The sequence below is a fragment of the Haloarcula sp. JP-L23 genome, from assembly GCF_011602445.1.
Classification (GTDB): domain Archaea; phylum Halobacteriota; class Halobacteria; order Halobacteriales; family Haloarculaceae; genus Haloarcula; species Haloarcula pellucida.
In genome coordinates, this window is sequence record NZ_CP050014.1 from 3,219,351 (window position 1) to 3,244,179 (window position 24,829).

Here is a 24,829-nt window from a genome sequence, read left to right on the forward strand (position 1 = left end):
GAGCGAGTAGAGATGACTCGACGGTACGTTGTGGGACTCGTGCTGTGTCTCGTCGCCGCTGCAATGCTGGGCTTACCGGCGGCCGCGGCACAGGAGACGACCACCGACACCGCGACCAACGAGACTGCGACCAGCGACACCACGACGAACGGTACCGCGGCCAACGACACCGACGACGGACCGGGCCTCGGGACGCAACTGACCGCATTCCTGCAGTCCAGTTCGGCTGCGACCGACGACACGGTCGAGAACGGTATGTGGCAGGCCGGGTTCGAGCGTGCGAACGAGAATAAACGGGCGCAGATGGTGACCAGTCGAACGGGCGCTCTCGAACAGCGCCTCGAACGGCTTCGCGAGCGAAACGAGAGCCTCCGCGAACGGTACGAAAACGGAACCATCCCCCGGCAGGCCTACGTCGCCCAGCAGAGCCGTCTCGCCGCCCGCATTGACGCACTTGAAACGGCAGTGAACGACACGGACGAGGCCGCAGCAGTGGCCGGCGTCGAGGATAGCAGAATCGAACGGCTCAAAGAGAACGCCAGTCGGTTATCAGGACCGGACGTCGCCGCTATCGTGCGTGGGAACGGCGGCGGCCCACCGGTCGACGCTCCCGGCCAATCCGAGGCAGGTACCGACGAGGGAAACACGTCGGCGAGAGGGCGTGACCGGAGCGCTGGCGGTCAACCCGGAGACGGCGGCGCCGTACCGGCCGACGAACCCGGTCCAGCGGCCGGTGATGACGCGGACCCTCGTAACTCGGACGCGACGAACAGTTCCGCGAACGAGACGGCCGACAGCGACGACGCGGGAAACACGGGCGGCGGCGACGGCAGTGCTGGTGACGGCGGCGACGGTAGCGCTGGTGACGGCGGTGCTGGCAGTGCTGGTGACGGCGGCGACGGTAGCGCTGGCGACGGCGGCGACGGCGGGAGTGGGGACGGGTCGGCCGCCGGTGGCCGCGCTAACTGACGGCCGCAGGAGTCACCCTTTTCTACTGCGACCCGCTACCCTCGGATGAATGGACTCCGCCGAGTTGCTCGACTTGCTGGGGAACGCCAATCGGCGACGTATCCTCCGCTTGCTCGCACACAAACCCTGCTACGTGACCGAGATAAGCGAGTACATCGGCGTCAGCCCGAAGGCCGTCATCGATCACCTCCAGAAACTGGAGGACGCCGGCCTCGTCGAATCTCGCACCGACGACCAGCGCCGGAAGTACTTCTCTATCGCCCGGAACCTCCGACTGGAGGTCCGCGTCTCCCCCTACGAGTTCGGGACCAAGAGCGCCTATCCGGCGAACCCGGGACTCGACATCTCCACCTGTCGGCACCTCTCTATCGACGTCGAGGACGAGGGCGACGGCGAGTTGCGTGACCTCGCCCACGAACTCGAACACCTCGAACAGCTGGAGAACGAACTCTCGCTGGCCCAGCGGTGGGTACAGGGCCGCGTCACCGACGTCCGCGACCAGTTCGACCAGCGCGTAGAGGACGGCGACGGCCGCCTGTACGCGGAACTCGTCAGTGCGCTGTCCCACGGGCCGGCGTCGGTCCGGAAGTTAGCACGGACTATCGAGGCACCGCCCGAGATGGTCGATGAGGCGCTCGAACGACTGGCCAGTGAAGGCGTCGTCGAACAGACCCGCGACGGGTGGCAGTTACGCTAGGTCCCGCGTCAGGCCGTCGCGCAGGTCCCGGCCGAAGTAGTGACCGAGAAGTGCGAGGACGAGACCCACAGCGGCGGCGACGGCGAACAGGCGCCCCATCCCGAGTTGACCGCCGGCGATGCCACGGACGACGAACTGCGAGAGAAAGGACGTGACCGAGAGGAGGCCAGCGGTGACCCCACCGGCCAGCGCCGTCTCCGCGTAGCGTCGCTCGCTCGCCAACAGGCCGTAGACGAACGCGCCGACCGGAATCCCCAGTAGCGCGGTGAACGGAAGCAGGGGAACCAAACTCCCGGCGACGACGCCGCCGCCGACGGCGACGAACGCGAACAGGAGCGCCCGGAGCGAGAAGTAACTCCCCCCTGCTGACTCGGACTCGGTCTCGGTGGTCGCCGTCGAGAACCCGTCGAGCCGGCCGATACCGGGGCTCTCTTCGACTGTATCGGCCTCCGCGTCGGTCTCGTGGGTCCGCTCCGCCGTTCGCTCGGACATACGTTTCGTTCGGCTCGCTGGACCTATGGCCTTTGTGGAGGTGTGGCGGTGGTGACTGGAACAGACGCCCCCACCGCCCGGAGCGAGCGCCGAAACAAATGGGTTCAAGTCACGCCGGCAGGAACCCACGCGCATGAACGCAGGCGACCGTGTTCGCGTCGACAGCGCGGACCAGAGCTACGAGGGCGTCTTGCTGCCCTCCAGTACGCCCGACCACGTCGTGGTCAAACTCGACGGCGGGTACAACGTGGGCATCGACCGGGACGAGGCGTCGGTCGAGGTCCTCGAATCCGACGTCTACGACGTCGAGAGCGCACAGGACGAGGACAGTCACTCCGAAATCGAGTTCGACGAGGAGCTCCCGACGGTGTCGCTCATCTCTACCGGCGGCACCATCGCCTCGACCGTCGACTACCGCACCGGCGCAGTCACCGCGCAGTTCGACGCCGAGGACGTCCTCCGGGCGGTGCCGGACCTCGCGGGGATGGCCAACTACCGGGGCCGCGTCGTCGCCAACATCCTCTCGGAGAACATGACGACCGACGTGTGGCAGGACCTCGCACGCGCCGTGAAAGAGGAAATCGAGGCCGGGGCGGACGGCGTCGTCGTCATGCACGGCACCGACACGATGCAGTTTACGGCCTCTGCGCTGGCCTTCATGCTCGATACGCCCGTGCCGGTCGTCTTCACGGGTAGTCAGCGCTCCGCGGACCGCCCGTCCTCGGACAACGTGATGAACGCCGTCTGCGCCGTCGAGGCCGCCAAGAGCGACTGTGCGGAGGTACTCGTCTGTATGCACGCCGACGAGTCCGACGACCGCTGTGCGCTCCACCGCGGCACGCGGGTGCGGAAGAACCACACTTCCCGTCGCGACGCCTTCGAGACGGTCGGCGCGAAACCGCTCGGCGACGTCGACTACGACACCGACGGCGACAACGCGGTCACGTTCCGCCGGGAGTACGCCCAACGAGGCGAGGCGGACCTCGCGCTCCACGACGCCCTCGCAACGGACGTCGAACTCCTGAAGTTCACGCCCGGGATGGACACCGAACTGCTCGAAACCGCCGCCGAGGGGGCCGAGGGTCTCGTACTGGAAGGCACCGGACTGGGCCACGTCAACACCGAGTGGATTTCGGTGCTCGACGACCTCGACATCCCCGTCGTGATGACCAGCCAGTGCCTCGAAGGCCGGGTGTGTGACCGCGTCTACGACACCGGCCGAGACCTGCTAGAGGCCGGCGTAATCGAGGGCGAGGATATGCTCCCCGGCACCGCGAAGGTGAAACTGATGTGGGCACTCGAAAACACCGAGGACGTCGCCGACGCGATGAGCGAATCGCTGGCCGGCGAGATTCAGCAGCGGTCGACCCCTTGGTTGTAGCGCTCACGACACCGCTCGGCCGGGCCGAACTGACGTTTTAAAACCGCATTTTGCGACGGTTACCACATGACTAGTAACTTCGCACACACCCGAGAGTGCGGACATGCCTCGACAGCGAATCGTCGCGCTCGTCCTGACGGTTGCAGTCTGTGTATCGCTGGTGCCCGCCGCCGTGGCGGGCCCGACCGACGCGGACGACTGGCCCGGCGAACGCGGTGGGCCCGCGGCGACAGGGTCTAACGCGGGGAACGCCCCCAGCGACACGAACGTCACGCTGGCCTACGAGTACCCGGCCGGCGACTCCAGAGCGGGGGTCGTCCACCAGAACGGCACGAGAGGCGCGGGCGAACCGACCACGCCGGCTGTCGTCGACGGGACGATGTACGTCGGCTACGACCACACCGGGTCGCCGGGCTATCACAGCAGAGGCGACGTCGTGGCGTACGACACGACGACGGGCGAGATGGTGTGGAACCGGACCGCGTTGCCGAAGGTTCGGTCGACGCCCTCGGTGGGCAACGACCGCGTCTACGTCACCGGAACCGGCCCCATCTACGACCGACAGCACCCGGAGGAGACGAGTGCTGTCGGCGGTCGCCCGGGCGGGACGTTCGCCATGAACGCGACGACCGGCGAGATGGTGTGGTCGCGAAACGTCTCTGGTCAGGGGCAGGTGCTGGGCGAGGACCGCCTCTACGTCGACACCGGTCGCGCGGTCGCGCTGAACGCGACGACCGGTGAGACGGTGTGGGAAGGTCCCGACGACGTTCGACCCACCCACCTCGCGCTGTCGAACGGGACCCTCGTAATGACCGAAGCGTCCCAGAACGTCTCTGTCGTCGCGCTGAACGCGACGACCGGCACGGTCGAGTGGAACGCCACCCTCGACACGTCCGCGGAGTCCGCCGACCCCAGCGGCCTCGCTATCGACGACGGGACCGTCTACGTCTCCGACGGCGAGGACACGCTCGGAGCGCTTTCACTCGCAGACGGTGCCGTCGAGTGGCGGCGAGACTACGGCCAGAGCGGCGAGCAAAGCGGTCTCACTGCACCGGCGGTCCAGAACGGCACCGTCTACGTGAGCGAGACGCTCGGACGCTCGGCGGTGTACGCACACGACGCCGAGACGGGAGCGACCGAGTGGCAGTTCGACCCGGCGGGCGCGGCGTTCGCTGCCCCGACCGTCGCCAACGGGACCGTCTACGTCCCCGCGAAACAGGAACTGGCGTCCGGGGACCGCACCTCCGAAGGCGTGTACGCACTGAACGCCAGCACCGGCGAGCGGCGCTGGACGTACGCCGACGACCGACCCATCGACCGGAGTACGGTGGCCGTGACGCCCGCGGAGGGCCACGTGTACGTGACTATCCGCGAGCGGGAGGTGTTCTACAAAGAGGGCGCACTCTACGCGGTAAACGCCTCGGCCGAGGCGCCCGCCGACTACAACCGGTTCGTCGATAGAATCGACGACGACCCCGCGCCGTCGGTCACCCTGATGTCTGACCCGCCGAGCGCCGAGGACCAGAACCTGCCGGGCGGGTACAACGTCACACTGACTGCGAACGCCAGCGACACCGACGGCACCGTCGCGGCCATCGAGTGGGACGTCGACGAGGACGGCGAGTTCGAGCAGTCCGGCGAGTCCGTCACGATTCCGCTAGATTACTGTGGGACGCTGACGGTCACGGTTCGCGTCACCGACGACGACGGCAACGTCGCCACCGACCGCATCGTACTGTCGACGACATAGCGTCCGCCAGTTCGAAGCGACCACGGAGTCCGGTGGGGCGTTCGAGGACGGAGTGGGCACCGTACTCGGAGAAGCCACTGCGTCTCCCGACGTACGGTGGCGAAAACACGACATTATGTCTGCTTAACAGAGTGATAGTAAATGGGAACCGCGATAAATTCCCCCCATACATGGGACGAAAGCAACTTCTCACAGTCGCAGTCGTCGTCGCTATCTGCGGGTCGGTCGTGCCGACCGTCGCCGCCGCAGGACCGACTCTCACGGAGACGGGCGACGACTGGCCTGCCGACCGCGGCGATATCGGACGGACCGGTGTGAACGCGGGTAACGCGCCGACCGGCCCGAACGCGACAGTCGAACGAGACTACCCCGGTACGGGGACGGAGTTCGGTGAGCCGACCGCTCCGGCAGTCGTCGACGGCACGATGTACGTCGGCTACGACGACACCGGCAGCGACGTGAGCTACCAGAGCAAGGGCCACCTCGTCGCCTACGACGCCTCGACGGGCGACGTTCTGTGGAACCGGAGTCGGTTCCCGAAGATTCGCCAGACGCCGACCGTCACCGACGGACGGGTGTACGTCTCCGGCCGCGGACCGTACGACAGCGGGATGGGGCAGGTCACCGGCGACAACCGCGGCGGCGTCTTCTCGCTGAACGCGACCACCGGCGACGTGCGCTGGGCGCGCAACGGGAGTGACTTCGACCGGGTGACCGGGCATCTGGTGGCCGACGGTCGCGTCTACGTCCAGCAACCGAGGGTCCTGCGCGCACTGAACGCGACGACGGGAGCGACGGTGTGGTCCCGGAGCGACGTCTCGGCCGACGCGATGGCGTGGGGTAACGGAACGCTCGTCGCCGTCTCCGAGGGGAGGGACGGCCCGACGGTCACCGCACTGGACCCGGCGACGGGCGACCAGCGCTGGGCGACGACGACGTCCACCGACGACGAGTACGTCGATCCCGGTGGCGTCGCCGTCGCCAACGACACCGTCTACGTCTCCGACGGTGAGAACAACGTCTCCGCGCTCGCCGTGGACGATGGCAGTGTAGAGTGGACGACAGCGTTGCGCTCCGAGGCGGGTGACGTCCCGGCCGAGTCGGCGTCCGCACCGGCGGTAGCAGAAGGCGCCGTCTACGTCAGCACGACCGACGATGCGGTCGGCACCGTCCACGCCGTCGACGCCGAGACGGGGGCGACCGCGTGGCGATTCGAACGGGCCGAGGCGGAACTGTTCGCCCCGGCCGTCGCGAACGGGACCGTCTACGTCGGTGCGAAACAGGCGGCGGAAGCGGGTCACCTGTCGGCCGACGGCGTCTACGCCCTCAACGCGACCGGCGGTGGAGAGCGGTGGAACTACGCCCGCCAGGAGTTCATCGACCGGAGCGTCGTCTCGGCCACGCCCGCCAGCGGGAAGGTGTACGTCACCGTCCGCGAGCGGGAGATATTCTTCAACAGCGGTTCGCTGTACACGCTCGAATCGACCGACGAGGCCGTCGGCCCCCGACACCAGTTCAGTGAGAGCCAGCCGGTAAACTACGAACCGACCCTCACTGTCACGACGACCCCGCCCGACGCAGAGCACCGGGACTTAGACGCCGGGACGAACGTCACGCTGACCGCGAACGCGAGCGACCCCGACGGCACCGTCGCGGCCATCGAGTGGGACCTCGGGAACACCGGTACCGTCGACCGGTCGGGCGAGCACATCACCGTGCCGCTGGACTACTGTGGAACGTTGGTCGTCAGGGTCCGGGTCACCGACGACAGCGGCGAGACCGTCAGCGAGTGGATTCGGCTCTCGACCTGACCCCGGCGACACGGTGGCCTGTCGATACGTCGTCGGTACGCCCGAAGCGCCCCCGACGTGCGCACTCGGATGGCCGTCTAACGCGACATTATTTCGAGTTATCTCTCAGATAGTAAAAACCACTCTCATTGAAACATAATCTGATGGTACGAAACAAACTACTTACAGTCGCAGTGGTCGTCGCCGTCTGTGGGTCGTTGGTCCCCGCCGTCGCCGTCGCAGGGCCGACCGCGACGGACGCGTCGGCAGACGACTGGACGGCCAGTCAGGGCGACGCACAGAACACGAACGCGAACGACGCCGACGGGCCGACGGGCCCGAATGCGACCGTCGCTCGGCAGTTTCCGGACGGTGGCGCGGAGTCAGACATCGGCCGACCGTCGGTGCCCGCCGTCGTCAACGGGACGGCGTACGTCGGCTACGACGACTCCGGGTCCGATGCGACCTACGTCAGCAAGGGCCGTGTCATCGCCTACGACACGGCGAGCGGCGAGGTCGAATGGAACCAGAGCGACATCCCCGGATTCACCGAAACCCCCACAGTCGCCGACGGCTACGTCTACGTGACGAGTTCGGGCGACGCGATCGACACGGACGGCGACCCGGCGAACCAGACCGCCGGCGTCTACGCCCTGAACGCCACCACCGGCGAGGTAGCGTGGACCCGGACCGACTCCGATGCGGGTAACTTCGTCGTCAGCGACGGTCGGATGTACGTAGAGACCGGGGCGAACCTCACTGCGCTGAACGCCTCGACCGGCGAGACGGTGTGGACCCGGCCCGCCGAGCAGAACGCCTTCGACATGGCCGTGGACGACGGAACGCTGGTCCGTCGAGGGGGGGGAGCCGTCGGGGAACGAAACTACCCTGCGAGGCGTGAACGCCTCGACTGGTGACGTACGGTGGAACGCTACGTTCACCGGCACCGATACGTTCGACAACTACTACGTCGTGCCCGAGCGATCGACCGTCAGCGCCGCCGACGGGACCGCTTACCTCACGGTCGGCGACCGGACGCTCTCGGCCGTCTCGCTCGACGACGGGTCGGTCGAGTGGGAGCGGACAGTCACCAACGAGAAGCGAAACCTGGAGACCCAGTGGCTCTCCCCGCCAGCAGTCAAGCACGGCTCAGTGTACGTCAGCACGCTCCACGGGAGCGACAACGGTGACAACAGCACCGTCTTCGCTCTGAACGCGACGACGGGCGAGACGGAGTGGCAGGCGTACAACGACGCGAAACTGTTCGCACCGACCGTCAGCAACGATACCGTGTTCCTCCCGGCCGAACAGGTGACCGTCGAGGGCCAGCAGTACGGCTCCGCACCTCGTGATGGCGTCTTCGCACTGGACGCTACCTCCGGCGAGATCCGCTGGACCTACGCGCTCTCCGGCCTCGCCTACGGCAGTTGGTTGTCGGCCGCGCCGGCCGAAGGAGCACTGTACGTCCGCACGACTACCTGGGACGTCTACAGCGACGACGGGCAGGTGTACGCACTCGAGTCGACAGAGAACGCCACGCCAGCAGACAGTCGGTTCATCCTGCAGGACGACCCCCGGACGAAGCCGTTCGTCTCCATCGAGACGGACCCGGCAAACGCCGAGGACCGCGACTTAGACGCCGGGACGAACGTCACGCTGACCGCCGACGCCAGCGACCCCGACGGCGACGTCACCACCATCGAGTGGGACGGCGACGAGGACGGCGAGTTCGAACAGTCCGGCGAGTCCATCACCGTCCCGCTGAACTACTGTGGGACGCTGACGGTCACGGTTCGCGTCACCGACGACAGCGGCGAGACGGCCGTCGACAGCGTCGAACTGACCACCTGACTCGTAGCTTTTTCCCCCCACCGTCCGACGGACGAGACATGTCACCGACCGTCCGTCAAGCGCGGGCCGACGACTACGACGACGTCGTCGCCTTCGCCGAGGAGGTATGGGCCAACCGGCCCGACACCGTCGACTACATCCCCGAAGTGTTCCAGCAGTGGGTCGACACCGACGGGCCGACCCAACACACCGTCGTCACCGAGGTCGACGGCGCGGTCGCGGGCCTCTGTCAGGCAGTCATGCTCACCGACCACGAGGCGTGGTTTCAGGGCATCCGCGTCGACCCAGACCACCGCGGCGAGGGCCTCGGGAAAGCGATGGTCGGACACCTCTTCGAGTGGGCCCGCGGGCAGGGCGCGACCGTCGGCCGAAACATGGTGTTCTCGTGGAACGACGCCGGCCTCGGGCAGTCCGTCGCCACCGGGTTCGACCCGGACACCGCGTTCCGCTGGGCGCACCCCGAGCCACGCGACGTGAGGCCCGACTCCGACGGGCCGGTCGTCGAGAACGACCCCGCGGCGGCGTGGAGTTACTGGACCGGAAGCGAGGGGCGAGGCGCGCTCTCCGGCCTCGCACTCGACCCGGGCCAGCCGTGGGCGCTCTCGGAGTTGACACGGGAGCGACTGTACACGCTAGCCGACGAACAGGCCGTCTTCGCCGTCAAGGACGACGGGACGAGCGGGATGGCCGCCCGAGTGCGAGAGACCGTCGACCCCACCGCCGACGAGACGCTTGCGGAGTACGCCCTCGGGACGTGGGTCGACGCCGACGCCGCAGCGTCCCTGTTCGACGCGATACGCGCCGACGCCGCCCAACTGGACGTCGACGGGACCAGAGTGTTGATTCCGGAGACGCCGCGCCACGTCGCCGAGGCGGCCTTCGTCCGGGCCGACCTCGCGGACTGGCCGGACTTCGTGCTCTCGGCCGACCTCACGTGACGACAAGAGACCGCCGATTAGCCGCCGCTGACCGGCGGAAACAGCGCCAGTTCCGACTCCGAGTCCACCGTCGTCGCGAGGCCGTCGCCGTCCGCGAACGGGTCCTCGCCGTCGACGAGGAGGCGGACGTGGTCGGCCAGTTCACCGTCTTCGAGGAGGTCCTCGGCCAGCGCCGGTCGCTCGGCTAGCAACGCGTCCAGTGCCGTCTCGACTGTCGCACCCTCCGCCACGTCGACGCGGACGGTTCCGCCGTCGGCCGCAGTCCGCAGATGCGCGAACAGTTTCCACTCCATACTCGAATCGGGGCCGGCCGTGACTAAGAGCGTTGCGACCGTTCAGGAGCCACCGCGGTCGGTGTCGTCGCTGTCGTCGGCCAACTCGTCGTCGCCCGCGGCCGTGTTGTCCCGTTCGTCGCTGCCAGTCGCTTCGGCATCCGCGGGTTCGGCGTCGTCTCTCGCCGCGTCGCCGTCCGAGTCGTCCGTGCCGGGGATATCGGCCGCGTCGACCTGTTCGTCGGGGTCCCACACTGGGATAGTGTCGTCGTCGGCGTCTGTGTGCGACTGGGTCACCGACTCGGCGTCCGCCGACGCGCCGTCCTCCAGAAGCGTGCTGTCGTCACGCTCGTCGTCGGCGTCGGGCGAGTCGGAGTCAGTCTCGTCGGGCACCTCCGCCGAGTCGGTCCCATCTGCCGTCTGCACGTCGTCGGTGTCGACCGCCGAGTCGGGGTCGGCGTCCGCGCGCTCCTCGTCGGTCGGTGGTTCGTCGGCTGCGTCGCTCACTCGGGGTTCTGTCTCTGCCGTCCCGGCCGTCTCGATACGTCGGAGGCCGTCGGGGGTGGCGATGGCGTAGATCACGTCGCCGGCCGCCAGCACGCGGTCCCGGGAGGGAATCGTCTCCGGACTCGCGTCGTCGCGGGTGATGGCCGCGACGGTCACGCCGAGACTCCCCACTGTCGTTCCGACGAGGTCGCTCCCCGCCTCGACAGTGACGGTGCCCATCGTCTCGTCTGCGGCACGGAGGAGCGAGGCGAACTCCCGGTCCGGTCGGTCCTGTACCGGGAGCGTGACCAACTTGTACGTCTCCGCCGGGTCGAGTTTCGGGGTGTCGGCCGCGTCGATGGCGACGGTCACCACCTCGTCGGCGATACCGCGGAGTTCGCCGGTGAGCACGCGCTTTGGCGGGTCGTCCGCCCAGACCTGCACGAGGTCGCCCGAACTGGCGGCGTGTGCGGGGTCGGCCCGCACGGCGACGGCGTTAGTCGACGGCGGCAGGGTCGTCCCGATACCGGCGGCACGTGACCCGACGGCGAGATAGGAGACGTCGCCGTCGTCGCCGAACTCGACGTCGACGTGGCCGACGCCGTAGTCCGTCTTGAGTCGCGTGACGAGTCTGTCTCGCAGTTCCCCCTTCGTCAACCGACGAGGAAAGAGGAACCGGCGTTCGGCGAGTTGCGCCTTCGTGGCGTCGGGCATCGGGTCGTAACCCACGATGTCGGCTATCTCCTCGGGGAGGTGGACCGAGGTGACTCGCCCGACGGTCTGGACGATTTCGCTCACGTCGGCGTCGACGTCGCGCCCACCGGTCGCGGCAAAGAGGTCCGTCCCGAGGCGGTCACCGACCTTCGTCCCGGTCAACGCGGCGGCCCCGCCGACGGCGAAGGCCGCGAGGTTCGGCAGGACATCGCTGGACGCGAGGACCTGTTCCTTCCCGAGAATGACGTCGCCGAGTGAGCCCGTCGTCCCGAGATACAGCGCGACCGCGCTCAGTCCGAAGAGGACGCCGAGGCCAGTCGGCACGCGTTCGCGGACGTACCACCGGTACCCCATCGCGACCATCCCGGCGGCCGACGCGGCGGCGATGCCGAGGCCGAGCAACTGTGCACCGAGAACGAGCGGATCGTCCGTTCGCAAGCCACTCTGCAGTACCACTCCCCCCTGCAACGGTGTCGCGGGCGTCATGCGACCGCCTCCTCGAAGGCGTCGAGTTCGTCGTGTGGCCCGACGGCGTACAGTTCCTCGCCCGCCTCGATGGTCGTCTCCCCCCGCGGCGCGAGTCGCCACCCACCCTGTTCGCGGACGGCGACGACGGCGACGCCGTACGTCTCTCGGACCCGCGCCTCTCCGAGCGTCGTCCCGTCGAGAGCGCCGTCGTCGCGGACCGTGAATCGACGGAACCGGTTGCCAGCCCGTCGCAACAGCGAGACGAGTTCGTACTCCCGCCGGGTGCCCCGTGGCTCGACGACCACCTTCGCCGACTCGCTTCGAAGGAGTGGCTGGACGTCCGTCCGGTTGACCGCGATAGTCAGGCGTCCCTCGCCGCCGTCAGTCGTCGGCGCCCCGACCGGTGCCGGCGGCGCCTCGGTGTCGTCGGCTAGCTCCGGGTCGTCGGGCGTCTCGACCGACGTTTCGGACCCCTTCGACCGGGCACTGACGACGGTCCCTCTGACCTGTGCGTCCGTCGTCAGTACCGTCACTTCGTCGTTTCGCGCCAGTCCGGTCGGGAGCAGTGCATCGACGGAGACGGCGTGTCGCCCGTCGGCGACGCGTTTCGAGAGTCCCGAGAACGGCGGGGCGGCGACGACGGTGGCCCGCCCCTGTTCGTCGATGGTCACCGCCACGTCGCCGAGGTCGAACTCCGTCTTCAGTCGCCGCTCCATCTCTGCTTCGAGTTCGCCGATACGGAGGTCGGCGGGGAACGTCCACTCGCCGCCCCGAATCTCGGCCCGGAGCGGTTCCGACAGCGGTGGGTACCCCTCCATGTCGGCGACTTCACCGACGACGCGGATACGGACCTCGTCGCGCCCGCCGAACCGCTCTACCACGTCGGCCGAGAGCGTCTTGTCCCGGAGGCCCTGAAACGAAAGTCGCTTCGGGAACGTCGCCCCCATCTGGTCGCCCTTGCTGTGGGCGTACATCGACACCATCCCGACGAGGACGATGGCAGTGATGATTCGCTCGGCGTTGGGTGCCTTCGTGATTGACTCGTCGGCAAGCGCCAGCAACCCGCCGCTGACCCCCGCCAGCGCGATTGCGAGGACGGCGACGGCGAATCCGGGGAGCGTGACGCCAGTGAAGTACTTGAACCCGAAGCCGAGCGCCCACGACGCCAGTGCCGGGATGACCCCGACCAGCAGGCCAAGATAGATGCCCAGGAGAATCTCGATGGGGAGCGAAGCCATGTCCCCATCCTGCGCGGCCGGTGATAAATCGCTTCCGGCGGTTCACCCCGGCCTCGTCCCGGTGAGTGTGGGACAGTACATTTACACCACCCCATCGACACAGGGGTGATATGGACTGGTCGCGGGAGTGGTTGGGGACGCGGGCGACGATACTCCTTCCGACGCTGGTAGCCGTGCTGTCGTTCGCGACGGGCGTCGTCAACATCGGCGTCACCGGCATCGAGGGACCGCTGGCCGACGTCGTCCCTCGGAGCATCCAGCGAACGGCCGGCTTCACTGGCGCACTCACCGGGTTTTCGCTCCTCCTCGGCGTCGTCGGCCTCCGGCGTCGGTTACGAGTCGCGTGGTACCTAATCGTCGTCCTGCTGCCGGTGTCGGCGCTGCAGGGCGTCGTCCAGTCGTCGGCGGTGTCGGTCCCGTTGGTCGTCCTCTCGCTCGTGTCGCTGCCGGTGTTGCTGTTGAACCGGCGACGGTTCGACCGGTCGGTCGACCTCTCGACGGCACAGCTGGCCGCCGGGGCCGCGCTGCTGGGCGCACTGGTGTACGGCACCGTCGGTACCTACGCGCTCCGCGAGGACTTCAACAACGTCTCTTCGCTCACCGACGCCTTCTACTACACGCTCGTCACGGCGAGCACAGTCGGATACGGCGACATCACGCCGACGACCGAACAGGCGACCCTGTTCGCGATGTCAGTCGTCGTCCTCGGGACGGCCAGTTTCGCCATCGCGCTGGGGTCGCTGCTCGGGCCGGCTATCGAAAAGCGCCTCTCCGAAGCACTCGGGAACATGACTGACGCACAACTGGATCTGCTCGAGAACCACGTGGTGGTTCTGGGCTACGGCGACCTGACGGAACCGATACTCGAAGAACTCGTCGACGCGACGGATTTCGTCGTCATCACGCCGGACTCGGAGACGGCGGCCCGCCTCCAGCAACGGGACATCGCGGTGCTGACCGCCGACCCGAGCGACGAGGAACCGCTCCGGCGGGCCGGCATCGAAGACGCGCGGGCGGCCGTCGCGGCCACCAACGACGACGCGCAGGACGCCCTGTCGATTCTGACCGCCCACTCGCTCAATCCGGACCTGAACATCGTCGCCGCCGCGACGGAGCGAGAGAACATCGAGAAACTCCGTCGGGCGGGCGCGAGTACGGTCATCAGCCCCGCGCTCATCGGCGGCCACCTCCTCGTCCAGTCGGCGCTGGGTCGCGAAGGGATGGAGAACATCGCCGACCACCTGCTGGACATCGAACGCGAGGACGACGCCGACATCTAGTGGCTCCGGTCGACGATAGCCACGTCGGTATCGACGTCGTCCAACCGCTCGAACGTCGGCGGTGAGACGAACCGCGACGCCGCACTCCGGTCCCGACTGGCCCCTATCATGACGAGGTCGTACTGGGTCCCGCTCGTCTCCAGAAACTCGTTGATGCCGGCACGGGAGACGCGCGTCTCGATGGCGCCGTCGAACGGTTCGACGAGGTCGGCGAGCATCTCCTCGGCAGGGCGGCGGTTCTGGTGTTCCTCGATACAGGTCGCGACGGCGACGTGACCGCTCTTGCCCGCCAGTCGGGTCGCAAAGTCGACCATGTTGTGAGCCACGTCGCTGGTGCGGCGAACCGGCACCAGCACCCGCTTCCAGTGAGACCGCTCGGCACGCGAGCGGTGGACCAGCACGTCCGTGTTCCCGCGAAACAGCCGTCTGAGGTACGGCGACAGCGCGCCGTGTTTGCTCTCGTAGGGCGCGACGACGAGGTCGCAGTTGGTCTCCGCGGCCGTCTGGAGCGTCGTCGCCGCCGGGTTGCCGTCGTCGATGGCGACGACGACCTGACACGGGACGCCGGTCCGCGTCTCGATTCGGGCGGCGTGGGTTTCGAGCCAGTCGACATGTGCGTCGAAGTCGGCGGCCTCTGTCGTCTGTGCGTCGACGGCGTCACCGCCGTCGCCGACGATACGGCCGGCCGACTCGGTTCGCCCCGTGGTCGATACGTCGGTGTCCGTTTCGGAGAACATGTCCAGTTTGACGGTGTCCTGCAGCAGTTCTCGCTCCGTCGCCGCGGCCTCCGGATCGGACACCATATCCAGTAAGACCACTTTACTGGCCTCGTGTGCGGCCGCGAGACGAGCGCCGAGCATCGCCGTCCGGCCCGCAGTCTCGCCGCGCATCGGCACCAGCACGTGGTCGTCGCCGGTCGTCGACCCGTAGAGATACGTCGCCCGCCGGTCGTAGAACCGGGCCCGCCAGACGACGAAGACGCTGGCGACCAGCGCACTCGCGAGGAAGATGCTCCCGACGAAGGCGAGTTGCTGGTTCGGTTGGACCAGCAACGCCAGCAACGCCGTCGAGTACGACGACGGTTCCTCGATGTCCAGCGGCCACGTCACGAGACCGGTGGCCAGCACCGCGAGGCCGGCGGCGATGGCGCTGACCGCGAACTGGCCAGTGGGTGGCGCGAGGACGGCGCTCGACACGTTGAGCGCGCCGAGGCCACAGACGGCACCGATGGTGAGTCCGACGACGAACCGCTTCGGGTCGGAGTACTTCGCCGTCGGGTCGACGAACAGCGTGTACGTACCCGACGCCAGCGGCGGGAACAGCAGGAACGTCAGCTGCGGGACGGCGTTGGCCAGTGTCGTCACGACGGCGATGAGCAACGGGACGAACACGAGCATCGAGAGGTGGACGACGCGGTCCGTCGTCTCGGCCCAGCGGCGGAACTCTCGCAGTTCCCGACGCTCGACCCGCCGGGCACGCGAGAGCAGCGTCCGGACCCGCCGGGCCAACTGGTCGAGCATATCTACCCAGTCGCACGACGAGGCCGTAAGTTCACCGCCGGGCGACGTGGAGATGCCAGCGGTCGCCGCCTCAGAGCGACGTGGCGGCGGTCAGCGAGATTTCGATGGCGCGTTCGACGTTGTTCTTGGCCTTCTCGGGGAGTTCCTCGTCGTCGGTCGTCCCCTTCTGGGTCCCTTCGACGAGGTTGCCGTCGACGGTACAGATGGCGCCGGCGGCCAGTCCCTTCCGGCGGGCCAGCGAGAAGATGGCGGCGGCCTCCATCTCGACGGCCAGCAACCCGGCAGCCTCCCAGTTCTCGACGTACTCGTCGGTCTCGGCGTAGAAGGCGTCGTCAGTGGCTATCGGGCCGACGTGGACGTCTTCGCCGTTGGCTTCGGCCGCGTCCACGAGCGCCGACAGGGCGTCGTAGTCCGGGACGGCCGGGACTGCCGTGGCCTCGTAGCGGTCGGTCGTCCCCTCGTCCTTGGCGGCGCCGGTGGCGACGACCATGTCGCCGATTTCGATGCCGGACTGGAGCGCCCCCGTGGTGCCGACGCGGAGGAACGTCTCGACGCCGACGGCGGCCAGTTCCTCGACGGCGATAGCCGCCGACGGCGACCCGATGCCCGTCGAACAGATCGTCAGGTCGGTGCCCTCGTAGGTGGCGTTGACGACCTTGTACTCGCGGTTCTCGGCGACCACCTCGTGGTCGTCGCAGTGGCCTGCGATGCGGTCGACGCGTCCGGGGTCGCCCGGCAGGAGCGCCACGTCGTTCAGATCGCCCGGTTCGACCAGCAGATGGGGTTGTTTCGCCATGGCGGCCGTTCGCCCCGACCCAGTAAGAACGCCGGGGATTCGTCGGAACAATGAGGTAGGGGCAGGGCAACGGTGTGGGTATGAGCGACGACTTCTCGCTGTTCGACAGGCGGATGCGCTGGCCGGCGGTCGTCTCGGCCGTCGCCGGGTTCGGTCTCGGGTTCGTCGCCGTCTTCGCCCAGCGGACCGGCACCGGCGCGGACGTGCCGTGGGTGTACGCGCTCCCGTTCGGCGCGCTGGCGGCGGCGTTCCTGTTCGGCGTGATGTACCGCAACCTCTCTCGGCAGTACGGCTGACTCAAAACTGGGTGACGAACACCGGGACAGCGAGCGCCAGCGTCGTCCCGTAGATGAACGACGAGAGCGCCCACTGCTGGACGATGTCGTTCCGCTGGCCACCGACGCTCCCGCCGGCGCGGGGCATCGCCACGCGCTCGAAGAAGTAGTAGATGAACAGCGTGACGCCGACGGCCCCCAGCAGATGCGGAATCGCCGGAACGCCGGCAAGCGAGAGTCCGGCCGGCAGTATCGCCGCCAAGGCGTAGACGAGAGCCCCGTACAGCAGCGCCACGGCGGTGCCGGTGGCGTGGTGGACAGCCACTGCGAGTGGTGTACTCACATCGGCCGGGTCGACAGCGGTCAGTCCCCCGGCGGCGACGTAAGCCGGAAGGTACCCCTCCGGTTGGACGTACATCGGGATGTTCAGCAGAACCGCCGCGAAGACGCCGGAAAGCACGCATATGACCCCCCACTGGCCGAGCGAGAGCGACAACATATCCGACACCTCGCCGGGGGGCACAATGAGCGTTTGGAACCTACACCGGAGTAAAGAGGAACAGCACGACGTTGTTCGTCGCCGGACCGAGGCCGACGGCGGCGATGAACGCCAGTAGGAGGCTTCCCTCGGCGGGTTCGTCCTCCAGATACTGGTGCATGAGGACGACGACGGCCACCGCGACGACGAGTTTCACCAGCGCGAACAGCCACCCCTCACCGATGAGAGGGGCCGTCGGGAGCGTCCCGGCGAAGTCCATGATGGCACGGGGCACCGGGGAGCGCTCGCCGACGCCGATGACGTCCGTTCCGATGGCCGTCGACACGCCGTCGAAGGCGTGGGCGAACACGACGACGGGCGCGGCGTACCGCGTGCGGACGATTATCGGCGTCCGCCAGAGTGCGACGATCAACAGCGTTATCGCCGAGAGGACGACAGCGCCGACCACGGCCACGGTGGGCCAGACGAGTGCCAGCAGTTCCGAGCGGAGCGCCGTGATAGCCGCGAGCACCAGCAACACCGTCAGGATGCCGGTGCCGGTCAGCCCGAGGTTCCGCGAGACAGTCTCGTCGTGGCCCCGCCGGACGCCGAACAGCGAGAGGAGGACCCACACCGTCCCCAGCGTGACGTACGTCGTGAAATACACTGACGGCGTCCCGAACAACGGTCTGAGGACCGGGTCGTACACCTCGATCGGGGGTTGCCCGAGTGCGTGGAGCGTCCCGCCGATGGCCATCCACGGAGCCAACGCGACGACGATCCGCTGGTCTATCGGCGGGTCCAGCGCGACCAACAGAGCCGACACCACCAGCGTCCCACCCGCGAGTGCCGCCAGATACGGCACCGGCGGCAGTCCGAACCCCGTAGGCAATACCATATCTGCACGCCACCCCGTGACGCCGAAAAGGTTCCGGCCTCGCGTCGCGTCGTCGGGACGTTTAGGTGCTCGCCGCCTCTGGACCCGGTATGGACGACCTTCCCGACCGGGTGGAACACACCGTCCTCGGACCGACGACGACGCCCGACGACGTGCGAGCGTGTCTGGAGGACGCACTGGAGTACGGGATGCGGGCCTGTATCCCGCCGTGTTACCTCTCACTCGCGAGCGACTACGCGAACGTCCCGCTGGCGACGGTCGTCGACTTCCCGCACGGACAGGGAAGCACCGACACGGTCTGTCACGCGGCCAAGCGCGCGTGGGACGACGGCGCCGACGAACTCGACGTGGTCTGTAACGTCGGTTTGCTGAAAGCCGGCGAGGACGACGCCGTCCGTGACCACCTCACCGAAGTCGTCGCCGCCGTTCCCGTCCCCGTGAAGGTCATCGTCGAGGCACCGCTGCTGACCGACGAGGAACTCCACCGCGTCGGTCGACTGGTCGCCGACGCCGACGCCGCCTACCTCAAGACGGCGACGGGGTTCTCCGAGGGCGGTGCGACCGTCCACGACGTGGAGATTCTGAGCCAGTACCTCCCGGTGAAAGCCAGCGGCGGCGTGGGGTCGTACGACGAAGCGACCGCGATGTTCGAGGCCGGGGCCGAACGCATCGGGGCCTCCAGCGGCGACGTCATCGTCGCCGAGTGGCGCGAACAGCGAGACGAGTAGGCCACTCACGCCCGCAGTTCACAGGTCGCGGTCGACTGTATCCACGCGCCGTCCTCCTCGTCGTCGTAGATGAGGAGTTCGTCGTCGACCCGAAGCGCTGTGTACCGGTCGTCGACCGGGGCCCTAGACCACTCTCGCTGCGGTTCGGATTCACCGGTCATGGTGGCTCTGTGACGCCGAGGAGCGTCTCGCCGGCGTGACCGACACACGTCGGGTCGGGGACCACGAGGACCGTGCCGTCACTAGAGATGGAGACACCGCAGTCCTCGTAGACGAACGCGACGTGGCCGTTCGTAGACGCCGCGAGCACACTCGAGAGTGCGTCTGGTTCGATGACATCGTACAGCAACGAATCGACGTCCGGGGGGAGTGTCTCCGTCGTTTCGGCGACGGCACCGACTATCGTCTGTGTCAACTGCTCTGTCGAGGAGACGTCGTCGACGGTCCGTTCGACGTGCTGGTCTCGTGTCTCGCGCTGACTCATCGAGTCAGCGGACGCACTATGCGAGGATAGAGATGACTGCTACATGGACACGCCTCCTGGGCCGGGACACACTATACATTTAGATTCGGGCGTTCCGACCCGTTCACGTCAATCTCGCGGGTGGCGCCGAGAGAGTCAGTAGCGGGCACGGTCACTTCCCAGTCTCCTGCCGCCAGCGCTCGCGACAGGTCTCATCGCAGAACGCGTAGATACGGTAGCCCTCCTCCGGGTCTGCGACCACCGGGTACCACTCCGTGGTGTCGATCCCGGCACCACAACTGGTACAGATACGGGGCTGGTCCGTCGCCGTCGTCGTGTCTTCGGGATGGTCACCGGCCATACAGTAGTGAAATGAGGGCGGCGTCTATCGCACGGTCCAACTGTCGGTGTGTATACACGCCAGTCCTACAGAGGGAAAACGGACGTCGTTACGTGGATAGGGCCGCCGCGTCGACACCCACTATACACTGAAATCGCGCTCACTCGTCCAGCAGCAGCGTCAGCAGTTTGTGCTGACTCGCCCGCAGATGGCGGTTGAACGTCGGCTGTGAGACGCCGAGGGCCGCCGCCACCTCCTCGCCCGTGTTCTCGCGGGGCCACTCGAAAAACCCACTCAGGTAGGCCGTCTCGACTGCCTCTCGCTGTTTTTCGGTGAACCGATCGAGGAGTTCGGACCGGAACTCCGTCGCCGTCTGTACCGGCCAGTCGCGTTCGCGTCGAGCGAGCAACGTCGCGCCCTCGAAGGCCGTCTCGAACATCTCGGTGAACTCTCTGACGTCACGGTCGTCGGCCAGTTCGACGACGAGGCGGCCCGTCTTGCCGTCGCTGGTGAGCGACTGCACTGTACCGCCGTGGTCGAAGACGGCGCCGACGATGCTCTCACCGACGACCGAACATTCAAAGAGGCTCTCGGAGTCGTCGCTGGCGACGTGTCTGACCTCGCCGATCCCCGGCGTCTCCGCCACGAACTCGCGGACTTCGTCGGGGTCTACGTCCTCGAGTGTGACGAACACCCGGAGCGGGTCGCTCCCCTCCGCGACGACGCCCTCGAATTCGAACTCGCCGCCGACCGCCTTCACACACCGGAACAGCGCCGTGTCTGGGTTCTCGATGCTGAACTCCAGTTCGACCCGTCGGTTGCTCATCAGGGCCGTCTTGCGCTCGACGGCGTTGATGGCGTGGCCCACCGTATCGCCCAGTTCCGCGAGGACCGACTGCTCGACGTCGTCGAGGTGGGCCGGATCACTTCCGTAGACGGTCAGCGCGCCGTACAGTGCGCCTTCGTAGCTCACCGGTACCGAGACGACGGTGTGGTAGTCACGCTCCAGCGCTGCCTGTTCCCACGGGTCGAACGGTGGGTCGGAACGGGCGGGCGATGCGACCTGTATGGTGTGTTCGCCGACAGCACGACCGGCCGGTTCCGCTCCCCCGACGGCGACCGTGATGGCGTCTAGGTATCCCGACTCGTCACCTGCCCACGATGTCGGCTGAACCTCGTCGCTGACGGGATCACGCGTCCCGAACCACGCGAACTGATAGGGACCGGTCGCCGCGAGCGTCTCACAGACGACCGTCTCTATCTCCTCCCGAGAGTCCGCGTCGACGAGCGCTCTCGTGACGTCGCGTAACACCCCGTTGACCCGTCCCATGCGGGTCAGGCGCTCGGTCTTCGTTTCGAGCGTCGTCGTGTGCTCCCGGAGCGAGGCCTCGCGGTCGACTCGGTCCAGCGCCGTCTCGACGTGGGCCGCGAGCACTCTGGCGAGGTCGACGTCCGCGTCGGCGAACGATTCGGGGGTCGTCTCGCCGGTGATGAACACCCCGTGCTGGCCGAGCGGGAGAACGATAGCACTGTCGAGTGGGGTCCCCGGGCCGGAGACGTCGGCCCGGAACTCGATGTCTTCGTGGACGGTCACTTCGCTCTGGACGAACACCTGCCAGGACTCGCCGTCCTCCGGTTCGAACAGCGACGCGTCGCCGACCAGTTCGGCGACGGCGTCGGTCCGGGCACGTGGGACCAGACGGTTCCGTTCGGGGTCGTAGAGTTCGACGGCAGCCAGTTCGAGTCCAAGCGTCTCGCGCGCCGCCCTGACGGCGATGTCACAGACGGCCTGCTCTGACGCCGCTTCGGTCAACTCCCGTGACACTTCGTTGAGCGTCTCCAGTTGGGACTCCCGACGCGTCCGCTCGGTGATGTCACGGCCTTCGGGGACGAGCAGTTCCACGTCACCCCGTTCGTCGGTGATGGGACGGATAGAGAAGTCGATAGTCGCCACGCGGTCGGTCCCCTGTACGTCCAGTTCGTGGCGGACAAACTCCCCGTCGGCCGCTCGCTGGACGTCCGCTCGAACCCGTTCCCGGATATCGCCGTTCGTCTGGAACCACGCCGTCTCCCAGACGGGTTTCCCAACGACGTCGTCCCGGTCCAGACCGCCAAAGTCCAGCGCCGTCTCGTTGGCTTCGAGGACGGTTCCGTCCGGGTCCAACAGACCAGTGAACTGGTAGGTCTGGTCGAACACTGCTTCGAGGCGGCGCTCGCGCTCCTTGCGGCCGGTGATGTCGGTGATGAACCCCTCGATGGCGACCAGTTCGTCGTCCTCGAAGACGCCCTCGCCTTGCTCCCAGACCCACCGCTCGGTGCCGTCGGCGCGGCGTATCTGGTAAGTGAGTGTAAACGGGTCGCGTTCGTTTATGGCCGCCTGCACCTCGTTCCAGACCCGCTCCCGGTCGTCGGGGTGGATGACGTCCTCGCCCCAACTCACGTGTCCAGACTCTATCTCCGGTGGGTCATAGCCCGTGAGGTCCGCACACCCGGCGCTGACGAACGACATCGGCCACCCGACCTCGTTCTCACAGCGGTAGGCCATGCCGGGCAGGTTGGCGACGAGCGTCGAGAACATCCGGTTGCGCTCGCGCAGTTCCGCCTCCACCTGTTTCCGTTCGGTCACGTCACGGCCCTCGGGGACCAGTGCCACGACCCGCCCGTCGCCGTCCGTGACCGGGGTCAGCGAGAAATCGACGGTTATCTCCTCGCCGTCCGCACCCACCACCGTCGCCTCGTAGCGGACGAACTCCCCCGTGGCGGCCGTCTCGACGGCATCCCGCAGGCGCTCGCGGGCGGCCTCGGAGTGGGACCACCAGTGGGTCTCCCAGATTGGCGTCCCGACGACGTCGGCCCGTTCGACACCGGCGAACTCCAGTGCGGTCTTGTTCGCCTCGACGAGCGTCCCGTCCGGTTCGGCCAGTCCGACCAGTTGGACGGGCGCTTCGGTCAGCGTCTCGTACGACCGGAGTTTGTCCGGTGCCTCTGAGAGGTCCGTCGTGACGACGCCGTAGCCTGCCAGTTCACCGTCCGACTGGAGTGCGACGACGGCGAGTCGGCCCCAAAAGCGGGCGTCGTCGGCCCGGACCAACCATCCCTCGTCGACGACCTCGCCCTCCGTCTCGGCCCGGTCGAGTAGCGCTTCGGGGTGGTCCGCCGTCACGTCCTCGTCGGTGTAGAACGCCGCGAACGGTTCGCCGAGCGCCGCGTCGCCGTCGTAGCCCAGTAGCCGCCCGGCACCGTCGCCCCACTGGGTGACCCGCCCGTCGCTGTCGAGGACGAACACGCCGTAGCGATGGACCTGTTCACAGAGGAGGCGGTAGCGGTCGGGGTCCTCGCCGAAACGGTCACCGGCGCCGTCGGTGCAGGCGACGACCGGAACCACCGGATAGCCGCGACGCCCACCGAGACCGCGCGTCGTGTCGGCCCCCCGACTGTCGGGCGAGAGCGGCGCCGCACCGGCGACGTCCCGGTCGGTCACGGTAACCGGCGATCTCCTCGTTCTGAGATGCCGGACACGCATACAGGTAAACGTCACTGCACACACACATATAGTACTATGCGCAATCGGTCGCTGACCGGAGTACTTACGACTACGGGACGGTTCCAAACTGTTGATCTGACTACTGCCGTCCCGCCGGGCCGGACGAATCCGTCGCGCTTTTGGCCGGGAAGCCGTATCGCTAGGACGAATGGCCCGCTACCACATCGAGACGTACGGGTGCACCTCCAACCGAGGTGAGACCCAGCAGATAGAGCAAGCGCTCCGCGAGGGCGGCCACCACCCCGCCGACGGTCCCGAGTCGGCAGACGTGGCCATCCTCAACACCTGCACGGTGCTGGAGAAGACCGAGCGCAACATGCTCCAGCGGGCCAAAGAACTGGACGAGGAGACCCCGCCGACCTCGTCGTCACGGGTTGTATGGCCCTCGCACAGGGCGAGGAATTCCACGACGCGGACGTCGACGCCGAGGTGCTCCACTGGGACGACGTGCCCAACACGTCCTCAACGGGGAGTGTCCGACAGTCACGCCCGACACCGAGACCGTGCTGAACGGCGTCGTCGGCATCCTCCCCATCGCCCGCGGCTGTATGAGCGACTGCTCGTACTGCATCACGAAGCAGGCCACCGGCCGCATCGACTCACCCCCCGTCGAGGAGAACGTCGAGAAGGCCCGCGCGCTCGTCCACGCCGGCGCGAAGGAGATTCGCATCACGGGACAGGACACCGGCGTCTACGGCTGGGACACCAATCAGGGGACGAGCCTCCTGCCCGAACTGTTGGAGCGCATCTGTACCGAGATAGACGGCGAGTTTCGGGTTCGGGTCGGCATGGCGAACCCGAAGGGCCTCCACGGGGTGCGCGATGAACTGGCCGCGGTGTTCGCCGAACACGACGAACTGTACAACTTCATCCACGCGCCGGTCCAGTCGGGCAGCGACGACGTGCTGGCAGACATGCGCCGGCAACACGCCGTCTCCGAGTATCTGGAGGTCGTCGAGGCGTTCGACGACGCCCTGGAGTACTGGACGCTGTCGACGGATTTCATCGTCGGGTTCCCGACCGAGGACCCGGAAGACCACGAGGAGTCGATGGCCCTCCTCCGGGAAACCCGCCCCGAGAAGATCAACGTCACGCGCTTCTCGAAGCGGCCCGGCACCGACGCCGCCGACATGAAGGGACTGGGCGGCCAGACGAAGAAGGACCGCTCGAAGGCGATGACCGAGTTGAAGATGGAAGTCACGGGCGCGGCCTACGAGGACATGGTCGGCCGTACCGCCTCCGTGTTGCTCGTAGAGGACGGCACCGACGAGTCGCTGGTTGGCTACGACGAGGCCTACCGGCAGGTCGTCATCGCCGACGCCGAGGAGCGCGGACTGGAAGTCGGCGAGTTCGTCGACGTCGAGATTACGAGCCACAACACGGTGTACGCGTTCGGCGAACCGGTCGAGCGGGCGGCGCTGGCGGACTGAGGCAGCCTATCGGTGGGTCAGTCGCCCCGAC

The 24,829-nt window shown here is 67.5% G+C and carries 23 protein-coding genes and 1 pseudogene; 12 read left to right on the forward strand and 12 right to left on the reverse strand.

What is annotated here, in order from left to right; translation table 11 throughout:
* Window positions 1-12: 12 nt before the first annotated feature.
* Together G9465_RS16865 and G9465_RS16870 are read left to right on the forward strand one after the other, a co-directional pair.
* Window positions 13-969: a hypothetical protein gene (locus G9465_RS16865; RefSeq protein ID WP_166972097.1), complete on the forward strand. Its 957-nt coding sequence runs from the start codon at window positions 13-15 to the stop codon at window positions 967-969.
* A 49-nt stretch (window positions 970-1,018) separates the two neighbouring features.
* Window positions 1,019-1,666, forward strand: coding sequence for a metalloregulator ArsR/SmtB family transcription factor (locus G9465_RS16870; protein ID WP_166972099.1), 648 nt, complete (start codon window positions 1,019-1,021; stop codon window positions 1,664-1,666).
* Here G9465_RS16870 and G9465_RS16875 read toward each other — a convergent pair.
* Window positions 1,658-2,158, reverse strand: coding sequence for a hypothetical protein (locus G9465_RS16875; protein WP_166972101.1), 501 nt, complete (start codon window positions 2,156-2,158; stop codon window positions 1,658-1,660). The two genes, G9465_RS16870 and G9465_RS16875, sit on opposite strands and share 9 nt — an antisense overlap.
* Before the next feature lie 133 nt (window positions 2,159-2,291).
* Here G9465_RS16875 and gatD point away from each other — a divergent pair, with 133 nt between their 5' ends.
* From gatD to G9465_RS16905, 6 genes are all read left to right on the forward strand, one after another.
* The gene (gene gatD / locus G9465_RS16880; RefSeq protein ID WP_166972103.1) at window positions 2,292-3,539 is read left to right on the forward strand and encodes a Glu-tRNA(Gln) amidotransferase subunit GatD; all 1,248 of its coding nucleotides are present in this window, start codon (window positions 2,292-2,294) and stop codon (window positions 3,537-3,539) included.
* Window positions 3,540-3,642: 103 nt separating this feature from the next.
* Window positions 3,643-5,289, forward strand: coding sequence for a PQQ-binding-like beta-propeller repeat protein (locus G9465_RS16885; RefSeq protein WP_166972105.1), 1,647 nt, complete (start codon window positions 3,643-3,645; stop codon window positions 5,287-5,289).
* Window positions 5,290-5,459: 170 nt separating this feature from the next.
* Complete coding sequence (locus tag G9465_RS16890; RefSeq protein WP_166972107.1) at window positions 5,460-7,100, forward strand: PQQ-binding-like beta-propeller repeat protein; 1,641 nt, start codon at window positions 5,460-5,462, stop codon at window positions 7,098-7,100.
* Between the two features lie 143 nt (window positions 7,101-7,243).
* Entirely contained in the window at window positions 7,244-7,996 is a 753-nt protein-coding gene (locus G9465_RS16895) for a PQQ-binding-like beta-propeller repeat protein (protein ID WP_166972109.1), read from the forward strand.
* Window positions 7,977-8,930, forward strand: a complete 954-nt coding sequence (locus G9465_RS16900) for a PQQ-binding-like beta-propeller repeat protein (protein ID WP_166972111.1) — start codon at window positions 7,977-7,979, stop codon at window positions 8,928-8,930. The genes G9465_RS16895 and G9465_RS16900 overlap by 20 nt, the downstream gene beginning before the upstream one ends.
* A 38-nt stretch (window positions 8,931-8,968) precedes the next feature.
* Window positions 8,969-9,868: a GNAT family N-acetyltransferase gene (locus G9465_RS16905; protein ID WP_166972114.1), complete on the forward strand. Its 900-nt coding sequence runs from the start codon at window positions 8,969-8,971 to the stop codon at window positions 9,866-9,868.
* A 17-nt stretch (window positions 9,869-9,885) separates the two neighbouring features.
* Here the strand turns inward: G9465_RS16905 and G9465_RS16910 are convergent, their stop codons facing one another.
* The 3 genes from G9465_RS16910 to G9465_RS16920 are packed head-to-tail and all read right to left on the reverse strand — an operon-like array spanning window position 9,886 to window position 13,046.
* Window positions 9,886-10,161 carry a ubiquitin-like small modifier protein 1 gene (locus G9465_RS16910; protein ID WP_166972116.1) on the reverse strand — a complete coding sequence of 92 codons (276 nt, stop codon included), beginning with the start codon at window positions 10,159-10,161 and terminating at the stop codon, window positions 9,886-9,888.
* A gap of 42 nt (window positions 10,162-10,203) precedes the next feature.
* A complete protein-coding gene (locus G9465_RS16915) occupies window positions 10,204-11,826 on the reverse strand; it encodes a cation:proton antiporter regulatory subunit (protein WP_166972118.1) in 1,623 nt (540 codons plus the stop codon).
* Window positions 11,823-13,046 carry a potassium channel family protein gene (locus G9465_RS16920; RefSeq protein ID WP_166972120.1) on the reverse strand — a complete coding sequence of 408 codons (1,224 nt, stop codon included), beginning with the start codon at window positions 13,044-13,046 and terminating at the stop codon, window positions 11,823-11,825. Before G9465_RS16920 ends, G9465_RS16915 begins: the two co-directional genes overlap by 4 nt.
* A gap of 110 nt (window positions 13,047-13,156) precedes the next feature.
* Here G9465_RS16920 and G9465_RS16925 point away from each other — a divergent pair, with 110 nt between their 5' ends.
* Window positions 13,157-14,326 carry an NAD-binding protein gene (locus G9465_RS16925; RefSeq protein ID WP_166972122.1) on the forward strand — a complete coding sequence of 390 codons (1,170 nt, stop codon included), beginning with the start codon at window positions 13,157-13,159 and terminating at the stop codon, window positions 14,324-14,326.
* Here the strand turns inward: G9465_RS16925 and G9465_RS16930 are convergent.
* Window positions 14,323-15,846: an HPP family protein gene (locus tag G9465_RS16930; RefSeq protein ID WP_166972124.1), complete on the reverse strand. Its 1,524-nt coding sequence runs from the start codon at window positions 15,844-15,846 to the stop codon at window positions 14,323-14,325. The two genes, G9465_RS16925 and G9465_RS16930, sit on opposite strands and share 4 nt — an antisense overlap.
* A 70-nt stretch (window positions 15,847-15,916) precedes the next feature.
* Window positions 15,917-16,642: a nucleoside phosphorylase gene (locus G9465_RS16935; protein WP_166972126.1), complete on the reverse strand. Its 726-nt coding sequence runs from the start codon at window positions 16,640-16,642 to the stop codon at window positions 15,917-15,919.
* 80 nt (window positions 16,643-16,722) lie between these two features.
* On the opposite strand from G9465_RS16935, the gene G9465_RS16940 reads away from it, so the two are divergent.
* Window positions 16,723-16,938, forward strand: a complete 216-nt coding sequence (locus G9465_RS16940; protein ID WP_166972128.1) for a hypothetical protein — start codon at window positions 16,723-16,725, stop codon at window positions 16,936-16,938.
* 1 nt (window position 16,939) lies between these two features.
* Here G9465_RS16940 and G9465_RS16945 read toward each other — a convergent pair whose 3' ends face one another.
* Both G9465_RS16945 and G9465_RS16950 read right to left on the reverse strand, forming a co-directional pair.
* A complete protein-coding gene (locus G9465_RS16945) occupies window positions 16,940-17,416 on the reverse strand; it encodes a hypothetical protein (protein ID WP_166972130.1) in 477 nt (158 codons plus the stop codon).
* Window positions 17,417-17,456: 40 nt separating this feature from the next.
* Window positions 17,457-18,293 carry a DUF63 family protein gene (locus G9465_RS16950; RefSeq protein ID WP_166972132.1) on the reverse strand — a complete coding sequence of 279 codons (837 nt, stop codon included), beginning with the start codon at window positions 18,291-18,293 and terminating at the stop codon, window positions 17,457-17,459.
* 89 nt (window positions 18,294-18,382) lie between these two features.
* On the opposite strand from G9465_RS16950, the gene deoC reads away from it, so the two are divergent.
* Window positions 18,383-19,021 (forward strand): deoxyribose-phosphate aldolase, encoded by a 639-nt coding sequence (deoC, locus tag G9465_RS16955; RefSeq protein ID WP_166972134.1) that lies wholly within the window; start codon window positions 18,383-18,385, stop codon window positions 19,019-19,021.
* 5 nt (window positions 19,022-19,026) lie between these two features.
* Here the strand turns inward: deoC and G9465_RS16960 are convergent, their stop codons facing one another.
* From G9465_RS16960 to G9465_RS16975, 4 genes are all read right to left on the reverse strand, one after another.
* Window positions 19,027-19,182, reverse strand: a complete 156-nt coding sequence (locus tag G9465_RS16960; protein ID WP_166972136.1) for a hypothetical protein — start codon at window positions 19,180-19,182, stop codon at window positions 19,027-19,029.
* Window positions 19,179-19,505 (reverse strand): HalOD1 output domain-containing protein, encoded by a 327-nt coding sequence (locus G9465_RS16965; protein ID WP_166972138.1) that lies wholly within the window; start codon window positions 19,503-19,505, stop codon window positions 19,179-19,181. The genes G9465_RS16960 and G9465_RS16965 overlap by 4 nt, the downstream gene beginning before the upstream one ends.
* A 151-nt stretch (window positions 19,506-19,656) precedes the next feature.
* Window positions 19,657-19,845, reverse strand: coding sequence for a hypothetical protein (locus tag G9465_RS16970; RefSeq protein WP_166972140.1), 189 nt, complete (start codon window positions 19,843-19,845; stop codon window positions 19,657-19,659).
* Window positions 19,846-19,984: 139 nt separating this feature from the next.
* Window positions 19,985-23,305, reverse strand: a complete 3,321-nt coding sequence (locus G9465_RS16975) for a PAS domain S-box protein (protein ID WP_166972142.1) — start codon at window positions 23,303-23,305, stop codon at window positions 19,985-19,987.
* Between the two features lie 211 nt (window positions 23,306-23,516).
* Between G9465_RS16975 and G9465_RS16980 the strand changes: the two are divergent.
* Window positions 23,517-24,798, forward strand: a pseudogene (locus G9465_RS16980) (tRNA (N(6)-L-threonylcarbamoyladenosine(37)-C(2))-methylthiotransferase).
* Window positions 24,799-24,829 lie beyond the last annotated feature (31 nt).

What these genes read in the sequence shown, in the direction of transcription:
- G9465_RS16865 (WP_166972097.1), top strand. Translation starts at nt 13, where the DNA reads ATGACTCGACGGTACGTTGTGGGACTCGTGCTGTGTCTCGTCGCCGCT.
- G9465_RS16870 (WP_166972099.1), top strand. Translation starts at nt 1,019, where the DNA reads ATGGACTCCGCCGAGTTGCTCGACTTGCTGGGGAACGCCAATCGGCGA.
- G9465_RS16875 (WP_166972101.1), bottom strand. Translation starts at nt 2,158, where the DNA reads ATGTCCGAGCGAACGGCGGAGCGGACCCACGAGACCGACGCGGAGGCC.
- gatD (WP_166972103.1), top strand. Translation starts at nt 2,292, where the DNA reads ATGAACGCAGGCGACCGTGTTCGCGTCGACAGCGCGGACCAGAGCTAC.
- G9465_RS16885 (WP_166972105.1), top strand. Translation starts at nt 3,643, where the DNA reads ATGCCTCGACAGCGAATCGTCGCGCTCGTCCTGACGGTTGCAGTCTGT.
- G9465_RS16890 (WP_166972107.1), top strand. Translation starts at nt 5,460, where the DNA reads ATGGGACGAAAGCAACTTCTCACAGTCGCAGTCGTCGTCGCTATCTGC.
- G9465_RS16895 (WP_166972109.1), top strand. Translation starts at nt 7,244, where the DNA reads ATGGTACGAAACAAACTACTTACAGTCGCAGTGGTCGTCGCCGTCTGT.
- G9465_RS16905 (WP_166972114.1), top strand. Translation starts at nt 8,969, where the DNA reads ATGTCACCGACCGTCCGTCAAGCGCGGGCCGACGACTACGACGACGTC.
- G9465_RS16910 (WP_166972116.1), bottom strand. Translation starts at nt 10,161, where the DNA reads ATGGAGTGGAAACTGTTCGCGCATCTGCGGACTGCGGCCGACGGCGGA.
- G9465_RS16915 (WP_166972118.1), bottom strand. Translation starts at nt 11,826, where the DNA reads ATGACGCCCGCGACACCGTTGCAGGGGGGAGTGGTACTGCAGAGTGGC.
- G9465_RS16920 (WP_166972120.1), bottom strand. Translation starts at nt 13,046, where the DNA reads ATGGCTTCGCTCCCCATCGAGATTCTCCTGGGCATCTATCTTGGCCTG.
- G9465_RS16925 (WP_166972122.1), top strand. Translation starts at nt 13,157, where the DNA reads ATGGACTGGTCGCGGGAGTGGTTGGGGACGCGGGCGACGATACTCCTT.
- G9465_RS16930 (WP_166972124.1), bottom strand. Translation starts at nt 15,846, where the DNA reads ATGCTCGACCAGTTGGCCCGGCGGGTCCGGACGCTGCTCTCGCGTGCC.
- G9465_RS16935 (WP_166972126.1), bottom strand. Translation starts at nt 16,642, where the DNA reads ATGGCGAAACAACCCCATCTGCTGGTCGAACCGGGCGATCTGAACGAC.
- G9465_RS16940 (WP_166972128.1), top strand. Translation starts at nt 16,723, where the DNA reads ATGAGCGACGACTTCTCGCTGTTCGACAGGCGGATGCGCTGGCCGGCG.
- G9465_RS16945 (WP_166972130.1), bottom strand. Translation starts at nt 17,416, where the DNA reads ATGTTGTCGCTCTCGCTCGGCCAGTGGGGGGTCATATGCGTGCTTTCC.
- G9465_RS16950 (WP_166972132.1), bottom strand. Translation starts at nt 18,293, where the DNA reads ATGGTATTGCCTACGGGGTTCGGACTGCCGCCGGTGCCGTATCTGGCG.
- deoC (WP_166972134.1), top strand. Translation starts at nt 18,383, where the DNA reads ATGGACGACCTTCCCGACCGGGTGGAACACACCGTCCTCGGACCGACG.
- G9465_RS16960 (WP_166972136.1), bottom strand. Translation starts at nt 19,182, where the DNA reads ATGACCGGTGAATCCGAACCGCAGCGAGAGTGGTCTAGGGCCCCGGTC.
- G9465_RS16965 (WP_166972138.1), bottom strand. Translation starts at nt 19,505, where the DNA reads ATGAGTCAGCGCGAGACACGAGACCAGCACGTCGAACGGACCGTCGAC.
- G9465_RS16970 (WP_166972140.1), bottom strand. Translation starts at nt 19,845, where the DNA reads ATGGCCGGTGACCATCCCGAAGACACGACGACGGCGACGGACCAGCCC.